The following is a 14907-nucleotide window of genomic DNA, read 5'->3' as shown; positions in this document are numbered from 1 at the left end:
CGAGCCTCACCGTCCGGTCCGGGGCCGAGTGGAGGAGCGGAGGTCCCCGGTTCCCACGATACGCACCAGGGCGCCCACCACGATCCCTTTGCCCCAACTTCCGCCGGACGCGCCGTTTTCTGACCGGACCCGGCCGACTGCGCGCAAGCGGCCGGCCGGACCGGCGGGTCAGGAGGCGGTGCAGGCGCCGACCGCGGGCGCGGCGTCACTGCCGTTCTTGGTCACGGTGAACCCGAAGGTGGTCGATGTGCCGGCCGCCAGGGCGCCGTTCCAACTCGGCCGTACGGTCATGACGTTGCCGTTGAAGGCGGCCGTTCCGTTCCAGAGGGCGGAGACGGACTGCCGCGCGGGCAGGGTGACCGTCGCCGTCCAGGAACCGATCGGCTCGCTGCCCGCGGTGACGGTGACCTCGCCGTTGTACCCGCCGTCCCAGTCCGCGGTCCTGGTGTACGTGGCCGTGCAGGTCGCGGTGCCCTCTCCCGGACCGCCGGGCTCGCCCGGGCCGCCCGAGCCGCCGAGGGCGGACAGCACGGCGTCGTAGGCGGGCTTCTCGGCGTAGTTGCCGTCGAACAGCAGCGGGGTGCCGCCGCTGCGCCACGAGTACTTGTCGGTGACGCCCCACACGGTCATGCCGGTGCAGCGCTCCACCGCGAGGCAGGCCTGGACGACCTTGGTGTAGTCGGCCGCCTGCGCCGAGCCGGAGCCCTCGATGTCCAGCTCCGTGATCTGCACGTCCACGCCGAGGTCGGCGAAGCGCTGGAGGTTCTGCCGGTAGTCCGACGGGACCGGCGAGTTGCTGTTGAAGTGGGACTGGAAGCCGACGCAGTCGATGGGCACGCCGCGGGACGTGAAGTCCTTGACCATGTTGTAGACGGCGGTGGACTTCGCGTTGACGCCGTCGGTGTTGTAGTCGTTGTAGCAGAGCTTGGCGGCCGGGTCGGCGGCGCGTGCGGCGCGGAACGCCTCCTCGATGAAGCCGTCGCCCAGCTTGTCCTGGAAGGGCGAGCTGCGCCGGGCGCCGCTGCCGCCGTCCTGGAACGCCTCGTTGACGACGTCCCAGCTGTGGATCTCGCCCTTGTAGTGGCCCATCAGGCCGCTGATGTGGTCCTTCATGGCCGTGCGCAGGTCGGAGGCGCCCAGCGTGCCCACCCAGGAGGGCAGTTGGGAGTGCCAGACGAGAGTGTGGCCGCGCACGTCCATGCCCCGGCTCTGCGCGTGGTCGACGATCCGGTCGGCCGAGGTGAAGGTGAAGGTGCCCCGACTGGGCTCGGTGGCGTCCCACTTCATCTCGTTCTCGGGCGTCACCGAGCCGAACTCCCGGTCCAGCGTGGCGGTGTAGTCGGCCTCGCCGAGGTGGCCCGCCGCGACGGCGGCGCCGAAGTAGCGGCCCTGTCCGGCCGCCGCGGACCCGAGGGTGTCGGCGGCTTCGGCGGAGTGGGCCGCGGCCGTCAGCGCGGCCGCGGCCACGAGACCGGCGATGGCCGCCCTCGACAGGCGTCTCAATATCATGTTCATGTCATCCCGTTCCCTGAATCGGTGTGCGGAGGCCGTTCGGAAGGGCGGGCAGCCGCCGGACTTCACCCCGAGGGGTCGAAAGTTTCGGACGGCTTTCCGAATGTCGCGGAGCGAGATTACGGACTCCCGTCCGCGGGGTCAACGGCCCGTGACGGTGACGTCACGACGACCGGCGGTGAGGGATCGCCGCCGCTGCCGCGCCACCCGGACGGACGCACCGGGACCCTCGGCCTGCCCGCCGGGGTGGACCCGGCGGGCCCCGCGGGTCCCGTGCGGCGGTCCGCCGGGTCACAGGGGGCGCCCCTCGCCTCCTGGGGCCCGGCAGTGTAGACATGAGCACATGGTCCGACTGATGGGTCGATCGGGAGAACGGTCACCCCGTCGTCCCGGCGGCCCGCACGCCCGACACCGGCAGGACGCGGACCGGTCACGGCGGGGGGCGGACGCGCGGTCCGCCTCGGCGCTGCGCTCGGCGCTGTCCGGACGCAGCGTGGCCGGCCAGGTCTTCGTGATGAACGTGGTCATCGTGCTGCTGCTCGTGGTCGCCGCGGCGGTCGCACTGGTGCTCCAGGTACGCCACGACAGCGACACGGAGGCCCGCAACCGGTCGGTCTCCGTGGCCGCGACGTTCGCCAACTCCCCCGGCATCGTCGAGGCGCTGCGCGGCCCCGACCCCACGGCGGTGCTCCAGCCCCGGGCCGAGGCGGTGCGCAAGGCCACGGACGTGGACTTCGTGGTCGTCACCAACCCGCAGGGCGTCCGCTACACCCACCCGAGGACGAACCGCATCGGCAAGACCTTCGTGGGGAACATCGCCCCGGCGCTGGCCGGGAAGACGGTGACCGAGGAGATCGAGGGCACCATCGGCCCGCTGGTCCAGGCCATCGTGCCCGTCAAGGCCCCCGACGGGAAGGTGGTGGGCCTGGTCTCGGCCGGCATCACGACGGAGAACGTGGGCGGGGTCGCCGACCGTCAGCTCCCCCTCGTCCTGAGCGCGGCGGCCGTCGGGCTGGCCCTGGCGACCGGGGGCACGGCCCTGGTGAGCCGACGGCTGATGCGGCAGACGCACGGCCTGGGGCCGCACGAGATGACCCGGATGTACGAACACCACGACGCCGTCCTGCACAGCGTCCGGGAGGGCGTGCTCATCGTCGGCGGGGAGGGCAGGCTGCTGCTGGCCAACGACGAGGCGCGGCGGCTGCTCAACCTGCCGGCCGACGCCGAGGGCCGGCACGTCGGCGCCCTCGGCCTGCCCTCCGACCTGGCCGGACTGCTGGCCTCGGGCCAGGCCGCCACCGACGAGGTGCACCTGGTCGAGGACCGGCTGCTGGCCATCAACCAGCGGCCCACGGACGTGCGGGGCGGCCCGGCCGGCAGCGTCGCGACGCTGCGCGACTCCACCGAGCTGCGGGCCCTGTCCGGCCGGGCCGAGACCGCCCGGGAACGCCTGGACATCCTGTACGCGGCCGGGGTGGGCATCGGCACCAGCCTGGACGTCACCCGCACCGCCGAGGAACTGGCCGAGCTGGCCGTGCCCCGGTTCGCCGACTACGTCACCGTGGACCTGTTCGACCCCGTGATGGCCGGCGGTCAGCCGGACCGCGCGATGCCGCTGCGCCGGACCGCGCGCAGCGGCATCAGCGAGGACGTCCCGCTCTACCCCGTGGGCGGACAGATCCGCTACGTGGACTCCTCCCCGCAGGGCCGCACGCTCCGCGAGGGCCGGGCCGTCCTGGAGCCCCGCCTCGGCGAGGCCCCGGGCTGGCAGGCGCAGGACTACGAGCGCTCCGCGCAGGTGGTGGCGTACGGCGTCCACTCCCTGATCACCGTCCCGCTGCGCGCGGGCAGCCTGGTGCTCGGAGTGGTGAGCTTCTGGCGTTCGGTCAAGCCCGAGCCGTTCGACGAGGACGAGCTGGCGCTCGGCGAGGAACTGGTCGCACGGGCCGCGGTCTCCATCGACAACGCGCGCCGCTACACCCGCGAGCACAGCATGGCGGTGACCCTCCAGCGCAGTCTGCTGCCTCGCAGGCTGCCCGACCAGAACGCCCTGGACGTCGCCTACCGCTACCTGCCCGCACAGGCGGGAGTGGGCGGCGACTGGTTCGACGTGCTCCCGCTGTCCGGGGCCCGGGTCGCGCTCGTCGTCGGCGACGTCGTCGGGCACGGTCTGCACGCCGCGGCCACCATGGGGCGGCTGCGGACGGCGGTGCACAACTTCACCGCCCTCGACCTGCCGCCCGACGAACTGCTCGGACTGCTGGACGAACTGGTCGGCCGGATCGACCAGGACGAGACGGCCGACGACGGCACCGCCCCGGTGACCGGCGCGACCTGCCTCTACGCGATCTACGACCCGGTCGCGGGCTCCTGTGTGATCGCCCGGGCGGGCCACCCGCCGCCGGCGCTGATTGGGCCCGACGGCACCGTGGAGTTCCCCGAGGTTCCCCCGGGGCCCCCGCTGGGCCTGGGCGGCCTCCCGTTCGAGACGACGGAGCTGCGGCTGGCGGAGGGCAGCCGGCTCGTGCTGTACACCGACGGGCTGGTCGAGGACCGCGCGCACGACATCGACGTCGGCCTGGAGCACCTCCGCCGGGCGCTGGAGACGTCCGGCGAGACGCCCGAGGAGACCTGCCGGACCGTCCTGGACGCCCGGCTTCCGGACCGGCCGGGCGACGACATCGCCCTGCTGGTCGCCCGCACCCGGACGCTGGGCCCGGACCAGGTCGCCGAGTGGGACGTCCCGAACGATCCGGAGGCGGTCGGCGAGGTGCGTTCCCAGGTCACCCGGCGGCTGGGCGAGTGGGGCCTGGACGAGCTGGTGTTCACCACGGAGCTGATCCTCAGCGAGCTGGTCACCAACGCGATCCGGTACGGCGGCGAGACCGTCCACGTGCGGGTGCTGCGCGACCGCAGCCTGATCTGCGAGGTGTTCGACAGCAGCAGTACCTCCCCGCACCTGCGCTACGCCGCCATGACGGACGAGGGCGGGCGCGGTCTGTTCCTGGTCGCTCAGCTCGCCGAGCGCTGGGGCACCCGCTACACACCGGCCGGCAAGGTCATCTGGGCGGAGCAGCCGGTGCCCTGACGGGCTCGCGGGGGCGGTCGCGCCGCGAGGGGCGCGGGGTCCGGCGCGCTGGGTCCGTACCGATCCGGTGCCGGACGGGTGTGCAGCACGCGGATTGTCTGGTAGGAAACTTTCCTGTCAGTGCCCGCACTCCCCCCACACACCTGGAGTTTCCGTGAGGCACCCGTTCCCCGACCCGGCGCGCCCCGCAGGCCCCTCGCGCCGTACCGTGCTCGCCATGGCTGTTCCGGCGACGGTTCCCTTCCTCACCCCCTCGCACGCCGCGGCTGCGTCCGCGCGCCCGGCGGGACTAGACGACCCGGCGAAGAAGGAGATCGCCATGCAACTGGTGTCGAGCGCGGAGAACTCCACGCTCGACTGGAAGGCGCAGTACCGCTACATCGAGGACATCGGCGACGGCCGCGGCTACACCGCGGGCATCATCGGCTTCTGCTCCGGCACCGGCGACATGCTCGACCTGGTGGAGTCGTACGCCGAGCGCAGCCCCGGCAACGTCCTCGCGCCCTATCTGCCGGCGCTGCGCCGGGTGGACGGATCCGACTCGCACGAGGGGCTCGACCCCGGGTTCCCTCGGGACTGGCGCCGGGCCGCCGACGAGGACCCCGTCTTCCGCCGGGCCCAGGACGACGAGCGCGACCGCGTCTACTTCGACCCGGCCGTGCGGCGCGCCCAGGAGGACGGGCTGCGGACGCTGGGGCAGTTCGCGTACTACGACGCGATCGTCATGCACGGCGACGGCGGTGCCCTCGGCTTCGGCAGCATCCGCGAGCGTGCCCTGGGCCGGGCCCGGCCGCCGGCCCGGGGCGGCGACGAGGTCGCCTACCTGCACGCCTTCCTCGACGAGCGGGTACGGGCCATGAAGCAGGAGGAGGCGCACAGCGACACCAGCCGGGTCGACACGGCCCAGCGCGTCTTCCTGGACGAGGGCAACCTGGACCTCGAACCGCCGCTGGACTGGCACGTCTACGGGGACGCCTACCACATCGGCTGACCCCGGGCACGGGGCGGGCCGCGGAACCGGCCGTGTGCCGGATTCCGCGGCCCGTGTGCCGCCAGGACGGTACCGGTGTCAGTGCCGGAACGCGTCCTTGCCCTTCTCCTTGGCCTGCCGGGCGTCGCCCTTGGACTGGGCGGCGCGGCCCTCGGCCGTCATCCTCTCGTTGCCGACGGCCCGGCCGACCGCTTCCTTGGCCTTCCCCTTGGCCTGCTCCATCTTGGCCTTGGACTTCTGATTGCCGGCCACAGTGGTTCACCTCTCGGCGTTGGCTTGCGCTGTCTGCCCGGCGGGTCGCCCGGTACGGCGGTTCCAAACGTGCCGGTTCGGGCGGGGCGGTCAGTTCTGCCCGGCGTGCGTGTGGCTGTGGGAGGTCTCCGGCGGGCAGCTCCGGTCGCCGCCGGCACGGTCCCGGTGCCAGTCGCGGACCGCGACGGTCAGCGCGCACAGCATGGCGGCGACGCCGGTGCCCACCGACAGGCCCACCGCCCGGTGGTAGTCGTCGTGGGTGGCGTTCAGCGTCAGGTAGAAGAGCCCCGGCAGCGCGGCGGTGCCCACGGCGCCGCCCAGCCGCTGGCCGGTCTGCAGGGCGCCGCCGGCCGCGCCCGCCATCCGCACCGGCACGTCGCGCAGGGTCATCGTGATGTTCGGGGAGATCACGCAGCCGCTGCCCAGTCCACCGAGGAGCAGGGCGGGCGCGGCGAGCCAGGCGCCCGTGTCGGAGGGGACGAGCCAGAGCAGCAGCGCGGTGGTGCCCAGACCCACCATGACCGCGACCAGTCCCCAGACGGTCAGCAGCCGCCCCAGCCGCTCCACCAGCCGGCCCGCCACGGCCGCGGCGACGGCCGAGCCCGCGGCGAACGGGGTCACCGCCAGGCCGGACATGAGGGGCGAGTAGCCCAGTCCGTTCTGGAAGAAGAGCGCGAAGACGAGCCAGACCCCGCTGAACCCGACGAAGTACAGGGCTCCCAGTCCCGCGCCGGTGGCGTAGCCGCGGGTCTCGGTGAGCAGTCCCGGCTCCAGGAGCGGCTGGCCGCCCCGGCGGGCGACGCGGCGCTCCCAGCGCGCGAAGGCGAGGAGGACGACGGCACCCGCCGGGAACAGCCACCACACCCGGGTCAGGCCGCCGCCCTCGGCGAGCACCAGCGGCAGCATCAGGGCCAGGATCCCCGCCCCGAGCAGCGCCACGCCCACGGGGTCGAGCCGTCCCCGGCCGCCGGGCGCCACCCGGGGCAGCAGACGGAAGCCGAGGAACAGGGCGACCAGGCCGACCGGCACGTTCACGTAGAAGATCCACCGCCAGCCCCCGGCTCCCGCCAGCGCGAGGATCAGACCGCCGACCACCGGGCCCACGGCGCTGGACACGCCCACGGTGGCGCCGAAGAGCCCGAACGCGCGCCCGCGTTCCGCACCCCGGAACAGCTGCTGGATGAGTGCCGAGTTCTGCGGGGCCAGGCTGCCCGCGGCGACTCCCTGGGCGAGCCGGGCGGCGACCAGCAGTTCGATGCCGGGCGCGGCCCCCGAGGCGGCGCTGAAGAGCACGAAGGCGGCCAGGGCCGCGAGGAAGACGCGCCGCCTGCCGAACGCGTCGCCGATCCGGCCCGCGGTCACCAGGGTCAGGGCGAACGCCAGCGCGTATCCGGACACGACCCACTGCACGGACGTCGGCGAGGCGTGCAGCTCCCGTTGCATGGAAGGCAGGGCCACGGCGACGATCGTCACGTCCAGCAGGGTCATGAAACCGGCGACCAGGGTCACCCACAGGGCCCGCCACCGGCGGGGGTCGGGTTCGTCCTCCGTATCCTGCACACGGGCTCCCCTCGTGAGGCTGCACGGGACGCGCCACTTCGCCCCACGCCTGCGTCACCCGTGGCGGGCCCTTCAAACACCGTGCTCAACGACCTGCTCGACCGGCGACCCCCAACCTCAACCATGAGATCCCATAAGGTGTGCTTATGACCTCATAGACCGGACCCGCGTACCGACTTAGGCTTGCCTTAGCTTAGGCTTCCCCGAGAGTCGATCTGTTACCGCTCGAAGGGAACCTGAACATGCCCCGCCCACTGCGGGTGGCCATCGTCGGATCCGGCCCGGCCGGGATCTACGCCGCTGACGCCCTGCTCAAGTCCGAAGTGGCCGCCGACCCCGGTGTTTCCATCGACATCTTCGAGCGGATGCCCGCCCCGTTCGGACTCATCCGGTACGGCGTGGCACCCGACCACCCGCGGATCAAGGGCATCATCACGGCCCTGCACCAGGTCCTCGACAAGCCGCAGATCCGCCTCTTCGGCAACGTCGACTACCCGAGCGACATCAGCCTGGACGACCTGCGCGCCTTCTACGACGGTGTGATCTTCGCCACCGGCGCCACGGCCGACCGTGACCTGCCGGTCCCCGGCATCGACCTCGACGGCTCGTACGGCGCGGCCGACTTCGTCGCCTGGTACGACGGCCACCCCGACTTCCCGCGCACCTGGCCGCTGGAGGCGGAGAAGGTCGCCGTCCTCGGCGTCGGCAACGTCGCCCTGGACATCGCCCGGGTCCTCGCCAAGACGGCGGACGAGCTGCTGCCCACCGAGATCCCGCCGAACGTGTACGAGGGTCTCAAGGCCAACAAGGCGCTGGAGGTCCACGTCTTCGGCCGCCGCGGCCCGGCGCAGGCGAAGTTCAGCCCGATGGAGCTGCGGGAGCTGGACCACTCCCCCAACATCGAGGTGATCGTCGACCCCGAGGACATCGACTACGACGAGGGCTCGATCGCGACCCGGCGCGGCAACAAGCAGGCCGACATGGTCGCCAAGACCCTGGAGAACTGGGCGATCCGCGACGTCGGCGACCGGCCGCACAAGCTCTTCCTGCACTTCTTCGAGTCGCCCTCGGAGATCCTCGGCAAGGACGGAAAGGTCGTCGGCCTGCGCACCGAGCGCACCGAGCTGGACGGCACGGGCAACGTCAAGGGCACCGGCACGTTCAAGGACTGGGACGTCCAGGCGGTCTACCGGGCCGTCGGCTACCTCTCCGACCGGCTCCCCAAGCTGCCCTGGGACCTGGAGACGGGCACGGTCCCGGACGTGGGCGGCCGGGTGGTCCAGGAGTCCGGCGAGCACCTGCAGTCGACGTACGTCACCGGCTGGATCCGGCGCGGCCCGGTCGGCCTGATCGGCCACACCAAGGGCGACGCCAACGAGACGGTGTCCAACCTGCTGGAGGACTACGCGGGCGGCCGTCTCCAGACGCCCGCCTCGCCCGAGCCGGAAGCGGTGGACGCCTTCCTCGCCGAGCGGAACATCCGCTTCACCACCTGGGACGGCTGGTACAAGCTCGACGCCGCGGAGAAGGCGCAGGGCGAGCCGCAGGGCCGTGAGCGCGTGAAGTACGTCGAGCGCGAGGACATGCTCCGGGAGAGCGGCGCCTGAGCCGTGCACGTCCGGCACCGGCCCTCCCAAGGGGTGGCCGGTGCCGGACGTGTCCCGCCGGATCGGGACGGGCTGACGCGGGGAGGGGTTCAGACCTCCAGTTCGCCCTCGATCCGGCGCAGCTGGTGGCGGGCCATCGCCAGGTTGGCGCGGTTCGCGTCCAGCACCAGGTAGAGGAAGAGACCGTTGCCGCCGCGCCCCTTGAGCAGGCGGATCATGTGGTACTGGGTGTTGAGCGTGATCAGGATGTCCTCGATCTCGTCCTTGAGCCCGAGGTGCTCCATCGTGCGCAGCTTGGACCGCACGACGTCGGTGTTCCCCGCGGCGGCGACCTCCAGGTTGAAGTCCTTGCCGCCGCCCAGGGTGCCGAGCGCCATGCCGCTGGTGTAGTCGACCAGCGCGACGGCGGTCGATCCGTCGATGGAGCTGAGGCATTCCTTGAGCGAGGTCTCCAGGTTGGCCATGGTGTTCCCTTTCCGGACGTGTTCGGTGTGCGGTCGGTGCTTCAGGTCGGCCGGTGGTGGCCGCCGGCCTGGGGGGTGGGCTGGTGGGTGGGCCGCTGCGGGGCGCGCACCGGCAGGGTGCCGATGGGGCGGGCCGTCCCCTCGACGGGCGCCGTGACGGCTTCGGCGGCCGGGGCGCGGCCGCGTTCCGGCCCGAGGCCGGCGGCGACCAGTTCCCCGATCCGCGCGCCGCTGCGCCGGCCCTCCAGGTGCAGCCGGCCCACGTTGACCCGGCCGTCGGCGAGCAGGGTGAGCACGGCGGCCGGACCGGCGGCGTAGGTGGCCACGTAGCCGTCGGCCCCGCGCAGCAGCAGCTCGCGGAAGTCGCCGCGCGCGGTGGCCTCCGCCATGCGGTGCGCGACGCCGAGGGCGGCTGCGGTGAGCGCGGCGAGCCCCTCGGGCTCGGTGCCCGGCGCGTCGTGGGCCAGGACGAGCCCGTCCACGGTGGCCGCGAGCGACCCGGTCATCCGGGGAACGCGGTTGCGCAGCCGGTGCAGTTCCTCCAGGACGTCGCTCTCGACGGCCATGAGCAGTCTCCTTTCGTCGCGCCTGCGGCGCGCGCGGATCACAGGGCCTCCAAGGCGTCTCGAAGCCGTCGCAGCAGGGCCGTGTCGGGGTCGTCCCACACCACCGCCCGCGGTGGCGGCCCGGGCGGCAGGGGCGGAGCGGCGGGCGGTGCCGCGCGCACGAGCCCGTCGGCGGCCAGTCGGCGCAGTTCCACGAGGGTGTGGTACGTGCGGCAGGCGAGCGCCGAGGCGATCTGCGCGGCGGTGCGGACGCCGTCGACCTGGGTCAGGGTGCGGCCGCGCCGCACGGGCAGCGCGGCGGACCCGGTGCCCGGCACCCGGGTCAGCGGGAGGGTGTCGATGGCGGGGTCGGGCCAGATGCGGTCCAGCAGGGCGCGCCGGCGCCCGGACTCGCGCACGACGACGTCCACCGGCACCGAGCGGACCGCACCGAGCCAGTGCGCCGCGCCGGGCCGGAAGCGCTGCGCGCGGCCGTCGTGGGCCAGGACGAAGTAGGCGGCGTCGAACAGGGCGCCCAGGTGGCAGACCTCCAGCGCGCCGGCGGCAAGCCTGCCACTGTCGACGAGCCGGTGGCCGACCCGGTGCTGGGTGCCGCCCCGGTCGACCGCCTCCCACCAGCCGTCCGGCGGCACGGCGCCGCTGCGGGTGAGCAGCGCGCCGAGGTCGGGGGCGAAGGCCGACTCCACGTGCACGACGCGGCCCGCCTTGAGGTAGACGATGCCCCGCTCGCCCGACAGGGCGCCGGTGGCCCCTTCGGCCGCGAGGGCGGCGAGGGCCTCGGCGGTGGTCTCGTACGCGGTCCAGGTGGTCGTCACCCGGGTCATCCGAGCACCAGCCGGTCGGCCAGCTCGGCCAGCCTGATGCGGGCCAGGGCGAGGTTCCCGTCGTTGCGGTCGAGCCACAGGTGCAGGAAGACGGTGCTGTCGAACGGGGTGCTGACGAACCTGAGCAGGTGGTAGGCGTCGCCGGTGGTGGCGATCAGGTCCTCCACCGGTGGTTCCTTCCCCGGCTCGGCACCGCCGCCCGCCGTGCCGGCCGCCGCCAGGGACCCGCTCTCCGTCACGTGCCGGCCCAGCTCCGCCGTCTCCGCGGCCGTCGCCTCCCAGTCGCCGCCCGGGGCCTCACCGACGGCGCCGAGGGCGAGCCCGCTGATCCAGTCGACCAGCGACGCGCCGCGCGCGCCGGGCAGCCTCATGGCTTCCAGCAGACTCTCGTCGATTCCGGGCACGCCGGATCCCCTCCCCTGCACGGCTGTACCGCGAACGTGACGACGACACTACGGAAGGTGCACGCATCCGGTGAGACCTTTGGCATTTTCCAGAGGAACGTGCCCGCGGTGCGGCATACTGCGTGGTTCGGCCGCGGCCCCGCACGAGTGGCCGAGCGTGCCCGCGCCGGGACGGGCAACCCGGGGGGCATGGCCCGACTGCACTTCTCCCGTCACGGGAAGCACCCGAAGCACGCACCGCCGGACGAGTCCGCACACCCGCCGGTCTCCGGGCGGCCGGACGGGGACTTCGGCCCGGACGCCGCCACCGAGGACGCCGCCCCGGACTCCCCCGCCGAACTGCCGAAGCGTTCCTGGTCCGCGCTGCTGCGGCGCGTGCTGGCCGAGTTCAAGGACGACGAGCTGACCGACCGGGCCGCGGCCCTGACCTACTACGGGATCCTGGCGCTGTTCCCGGCCCTGCTGGTGCTGGTGTCGCTGCTGGGCATCGCCGGGGCGTCCGCCACCCAGGAGGTGCTGGACAACATCCAGAAGCTCGCGCCGGGTTCCGCGCGGGACGTGCTCACGAACGCGGTGGAGCAGCTGCGGGCCAAGGCGGGTCTGGGATCCGCGCTGGCGGTCGTCGGTCTGCTGGGTGCCGTCTGGTCGGCGTCCGGCTACGTCGCCGCGTTCATCCGGGCCGCCAACGCGGTCTACGACGTCCCCGAGGGGCGCCCGGTGTGGAAGGTGCTGCCGCTGCGGGTGGCCCTGACCGTGGTGCTGCTCGTGCTCGCGGTGGTCAGCGCGCTCATCGTGGTCTTCACCGGGAGCCTGGCCCGGCAGGCGGGCACCGCGCTGGGAATCGGCGACACGGCCCTGACCGCGTGGTCGATCGCCAAGTGGCCGGTGCTGGTCCTGCTGGTCGCCTTCATGATCGCGATCCTGTACTGGGCCGCGCCGAACGCCCGGGTCAGGGGCTTCAGGTGGGTCTCCCCGGGCAGCCTGGTCGCGCTGCTGATCTGGCTGGTCGCCTCCGGCGGGTTCGCCGTCTACGTGGCCAACTTCGGCTCGTACAACAAGACCTACGGCACCCTGGCCGGCGTCATCGTCTTCCTCGTCTGGCTGTGGGTCACCAACCTGGCCGTCCTGCTCGGCCTGGAGTTCGACGCGGAGCTGGCCCGGCAGCGGGTCATCGACGGCGGGTTCCCGCCCGGGGAGGAGCCGTACGTGGAGCCGCGCGACACCCGGGCCTGGAACGAGGCGGACCGGCGGCGCGCGGCCGGGGACGAGGGCGGGGACGGGAACGGGAGCGAGGGCGAGGGCGGAGGCAAGGACGAGGGGGCGGACTGACGGCTGAAACCTAGGACTGAGGACTGAGGACTACGGGAGGATCGAGTCGACGTAGCCGCCGTCCACCCGGACCGCGGCGCCGGTGGTGGCGGACGCGAGGGGTGAGCTGAGATAGACCACCAGGTTGGCGATCTCCTCGGGCTCGATCAGCCGCTGGAGGAGCGACTGCGGCCGGTGCTCGCGCATGAAGACGCGCTGTGCCTCGTCCCAGGGCAGGTCGCGGTCGACGAGCTGGTACACGAAGTCCTCGACGCCCTCGGTGTGGGTGGGTCCCGCGATCACGCAGTTCACCGTGACCCCGCTGCCCGCCGCCTCCTTGGCGAAGCCGCGGCCGACCCCGAGCAGGGCCGTCTTGGAGACGCCGTAGTGGATCATCTCGGCCGGGATCACGACGGCCGAGTCGCTCGCGATGTAGAGCACCCGTCCCCAGCCGCGGTCCCTCATCCGGGGGAGATGGGCGCGCGTCAGCCTGACGCCCGCGAGGACGTTGATCTCGAAGTAGCGGCGCCACTCGTCGTCGTCGATCTCCAGCGCGGGCGCGGCGCCGAAGACGCCGAGGTTGTTGACGAGGATGTCCACGTCGGGCAGCGCCCGCAGGGCCCGCTCGGCGCCCTCCGCGGTGCCGAGGTCGGCCGCGACCGGCACGAACGCGCCGTCCGGCACCTCGGCCCGCAGCTTCCCGAGGCTCTCCTCCAGGCGGCCGGCGTCCCGCCCGTTGACGCCCACGGTGGCGCCGGCCCGGGCCAGCCCGGCGGCGATCGCCGCCCCGATGCCCTGCGAGGATCCCGTCACCAGTGCGGTGCGTCCGCCGAGGTCGATGTTCATCAGGTCGCTCCTTGTCGTGCCGTACGGTCGGTCGGGTTGCTTCCTGCCCACCCTCGCCCACCCCGCACCCGTGGCCCGGTCGGCCGCACGGTGCGCCGCGCCGCGGCACGCCCGGTCGGCGCACCCCCTGTGCTCTCGGCTGACCTGCGGCGACAATACTTGCCTACGTCCGTGCCCCTGCTGCCCGATGGACCCATGCCGACCTCTCCCACCGCCCGCCCCACGTATCCGCCCACGCTGTGGGCCGCTCGCGGCCGCCATGTCGGCTCCGCGGCCGAGGACACCGTCCGGCACACGCTGGAACGGCTCAAGGACGACCACGTCGTCGACGACTTCCTGGAGCCTCCCGACGAGCCGGCGGCCGAACCCGGCATCGCCGGGGCGCCCGGCCCGCGGATCTTCGAGGCGCGCTGGCGGGCTCCCGGGGACGTGACCGTGCGGGCCAGGCTGATCCTGGAGCCGGCCTCGGCGGGCGGGCAGGAGTGGACGCTGCTCGCGGAGGCCGAGGAGGCCTGGGACCCGGCCTGGCCCTCCCCGGCCACCGTGTTCTGGCCGGACGACCCCGACGTCACGTGGGACCGGGACATCGCCACGGGGCTGCGGCTGCGGGGGATCAACACCCTCCCGGACGACGACAAGGCCGTCCGCAGGCTGCTCAAGGAGGCGGGACGCAGCCCGTGGAACATCCACGTGGTGGTGCACGAGGCGATGACCCCGGACCACCGCGGCAGGGTGCCGCTGGTGCGGTGGCTGCCGCCCGGTCTGCGGCACCGGGTGGTCGAGCACCGTGCCGCGCCGCAGCAGTTGCGGGTGGTGAACTGGGCCCTGGAGGACTTCGGCGTGCAGGTGCCGCGCGGCGGTGCGGTGGTGCTGCCCGGCACGCCCGCCCCGGAGGAGTACGCGGCCGGTGACTTCTCGGTCCGCACCGTCTTCCTGGACGGCTCGGAGCCCACCGCGCTGATCGCGGCGGTGACGTCCTTCGCGGCCCTGGCCAGGCCGTTGCCGGAGGACGGGGTGGCGGCGCTCGGCTCGCTGCGGGAGGACTGGCGGCTGCTGACGCTGCGGGAGGAGCTGGAGCGCGAGCGCAAGCTGGTGGCGATGTACGCCGAGGCGCTCGAGGCCATGACACAGTCCCGCGACCTGTACCGGGAGGCGGCGGAACGGGCGGCCGAGGCCCTCGCCGTGTACCGCGAGTCGGCGGGCACCGCACCGGCCGCACCGCCACCGGCCGAACCCCCGGCGTCCCCGCTGCGCGGACTGACCCGCACCCTGGAACGCTTCCGCGGCAGCGCCCGCACCCCCCGCCCCGGGTCCGAGCCGCCCCCGGCGGAGGACTGACGGGCGGGGAGGGCGACGCCCGGGCACAGACGGTGCCCCGGCCGCCTCGGCCCCCGCCCGCCGACGGGCGGGGGCTCCGCTGAGGGCACCCTCACGTGTCATCCGGCGTGTGGTGGATACGCGGACGGCACAGGAGCCAGGCCCGTC

General features: G+C 73.5%; 13 protein-coding genes. 5 read left to right on the top strand and 8 right to left on the bottom strand.

Annotated elements, in window-relative coordinates:
• Window positions 1-168: 168 nt before the first annotated feature.
• Entirely contained in the window at window positions 169-1515 is a 1347-nt protein-coding gene (locus Sdi02f_RS04780) for a glycoside hydrolase family 10 protein (RefSeq protein ID WP_108932732.1), read from the bottom strand.
• A gap of 340 nt (window positions 1516-1855) precedes the next feature.
• Here Sdi02f_RS04780 and Sdi02f_RS04775 point away from each other — a divergent pair, with 340 nt between their 5' ends.
• Together Sdi02f_RS04775 and Sdi02f_RS04770 are read left to right on the top strand one after the other, a co-directional pair.
• Window positions 1856-4600, top strand: a complete 2745-nt coding sequence (locus tag Sdi02f_RS04775; RefSeq protein ID WP_174843303.1) for a SpoIIE family protein phosphatase — start codon at window positions 1856-1858, stop codon at window positions 4598-4600.
• Window positions 4601-4754: 154 nt separating this feature from the next.
• On the top strand, window positions 4755-5591 hold the full coding sequence (locus Sdi02f_RS04770; protein WP_108932730.1) for a chitosanase: 837 nt from the start codon (window positions 4755-4757) through the stop codon (window positions 5589-5591).
• A gap of 78 nt (window positions 5592-5669) precedes the next feature.
• Here Sdi02f_RS04770 and Sdi02f_RS04765 read toward each other — a convergent pair whose 3' ends face one another.
• Both Sdi02f_RS04765 and Sdi02f_RS04760 read right to left on the bottom strand, forming a co-directional pair.
• The gene (locus tag Sdi02f_RS04765; protein ID WP_037799605.1) at window positions 5670-5843 is read right to left on the bottom strand and encodes a CsbD family protein; all 174 of its coding nucleotides are present in this window, start codon (window positions 5841-5843) and stop codon (window positions 5670-5672) included.
• Between the two features lie 90 nt (window positions 5844-5933).
• Window positions 5934-7403, bottom strand: coding sequence for an MFS transporter (locus Sdi02f_RS04760; protein WP_030402978.1), 1470 nt, complete (start codon window positions 7401-7403; stop codon window positions 5934-5936).
• Between the two features lie 242 nt (window positions 7404-7645).
• Between Sdi02f_RS04760 and Sdi02f_RS04755 the strand changes: the two genes are divergently transcribed.
• Window positions 7646-9010: an FAD-dependent oxidoreductase gene (locus Sdi02f_RS04755; RefSeq protein WP_030402977.1), complete on the top strand. Its 1365-nt coding sequence runs from the start codon at window positions 7646-7648 to the stop codon at window positions 9008-9010.
• A gap of 89 nt (window positions 9011-9099) precedes the next feature.
• On the opposite strand, the gene Sdi02f_RS04750 is transcribed toward Sdi02f_RS04755, so the two are convergent.
• From Sdi02f_RS04750 to Sdi02f_RS04735, 4 genes are read right to left on the bottom strand one after another with little or no spacing between them, the layout of a single operon-like run.
• On the bottom strand, window positions 9100-9474 hold the full coding sequence (locus Sdi02f_RS04750; protein ID WP_030402976.1) for a roadblock/LC7 domain-containing protein: 375 nt from the start codon (window positions 9472-9474) through the stop codon (window positions 9100-9102).
• A gap of 41 nt (window positions 9475-9515) precedes the next feature.
• Entirely contained in the window at window positions 9516-10040 is a 525-nt protein-coding gene (locus Sdi02f_RS04745; protein WP_108932729.1) for a roadblock/LC7 domain-containing protein, read from the bottom strand.
• A 38-nt stretch (window positions 10041-10078) separates the two neighbouring features.
• Window positions 10079-10864 (bottom strand): hypothetical protein, encoded by a 786-nt coding sequence (locus Sdi02f_RS04740; protein ID WP_167458116.1) that lies wholly within the window; start codon window positions 10862-10864, stop codon window positions 10079-10081.
• Complete coding sequence (locus Sdi02f_RS04735) at window positions 10861-11268, bottom strand: hypothetical protein (RefSeq protein ID WP_030402973.1); 408 nt, start codon at window positions 11266-11268, stop codon at window positions 10861-10863. Before Sdi02f_RS04735 ends, Sdi02f_RS04740 begins: the two co-directional genes overlap by 4 nt.
• 189 nt (window positions 11269-11457) lie before the next feature.
• On the opposite strand from Sdi02f_RS04735, the gene Sdi02f_RS04730 reads away from it, so the two are divergent.
• Window positions 11458-12597: a YihY/virulence factor BrkB family protein gene (locus Sdi02f_RS04730; RefSeq protein ID WP_167458115.1), complete on the top strand. Its 1140-nt coding sequence runs from the start codon at window positions 11458-11460 to the stop codon at window positions 12595-12597.
• A 30-nt stretch (window positions 12598-12627) separates the two neighbouring features.
• Here the strand turns inward: Sdi02f_RS04730 and Sdi02f_RS04725 are convergent, their stop codons facing one another.
• The gene (locus Sdi02f_RS04725) at window positions 12628-13422 is read right to left on the bottom strand and encodes an SDR family NAD(P)-dependent oxidoreductase (RefSeq protein WP_030402971.1); all 795 of its coding nucleotides are present in this window, start codon (window positions 13420-13422) and stop codon (window positions 12628-12630) included.
• A gap of 195 nt (window positions 13423-13617) precedes the next feature.
• On the opposite strand from Sdi02f_RS04725, the gene Sdi02f_RS04720 reads away from it, so the two are divergent.
• Window positions 13618-14760 carry a hypothetical protein gene (locus Sdi02f_RS04720; protein ID WP_108932727.1) on the top strand — a complete coding sequence of 381 codons (1143 nt, stop codon included), beginning with the start codon at window positions 13618-13620 and terminating at the stop codon, window positions 14758-14760.
• The last annotated feature ends 147 nt before the right edge of the window (window positions 14761-14907 follow it).

The sequence above is a fragment of the Streptomyces ardesiacus genome, from assembly GCF_003112575.1.
Lineage (GTDB): Bacteria > Actinomycetota > Actinomycetes > Streptomycetales > Streptomycetaceae > Streptomyces > Streptomyces ardesiacus.
This window is presented reverse-complemented; position numbering and strand designations above follow the sequence as displayed.

Bases quoted from the DNA above. Each gene is read 5' to 3' on its own strand.
- Sdi02f_RS04730 (WP_167458115.1), top strand. From the start codon at position 11,458: ATGGCCCGACTGCACTTCTCCCGTCACGGGAAGCACCCGAAGCACGCA.
- Sdi02f_RS04725 (WP_030402971.1), bottom strand. From the start codon at position 13,422: ATGAACATCGACCTCGGCGGACGCACCGCACTGGTGACGGGATCCTCG.
- Sdi02f_RS04720 (WP_108932727.1), top strand. From the start codon at position 13,618: ATGCCGACCTCTCCCACCGCCCGCCCCACGTATCCGCCCACGCTGTGG.
- Sdi02f_RS04780 (WP_108932732.1), bottom strand. From the start codon at position 1,515: ATGAACATGATATTGAGACGCCTGTCGAGGGCGGCCATCGCCGGTCTC.
- Sdi02f_RS04750 (WP_030402976.1), bottom strand. From the start codon at position 9,474: ATGGCCAACCTGGAGACCTCGCTCAAGGAATGCCTCAGCTCCATCGAC.
- Sdi02f_RS04755 (WP_030402977.1), top strand. From the start codon at position 7,646: ATGCCCCGCCCACTGCGGGTGGCCATCGTCGGATCCGGCCCGGCCGGG.
- Sdi02f_RS04745 (WP_108932729.1), bottom strand. From the start codon at position 10,040: ATGGCCGTCGAGAGCGACGTCCTGGAGGAACTGCACCGGCTGCGCAAC.
- Sdi02f_RS04740 (WP_167458116.1), bottom strand. From the start codon at position 10,864: ATGACCCGGGTGACGACCACCTGGACCGCGTACGAGACCACCGCCGAG.
- Sdi02f_RS04775 (WP_174843303.1), top strand. From the start codon at position 1,856: ATGGTCCGACTGATGGGTCGATCGGGAGAACGGTCACCCCGTCGTCCC.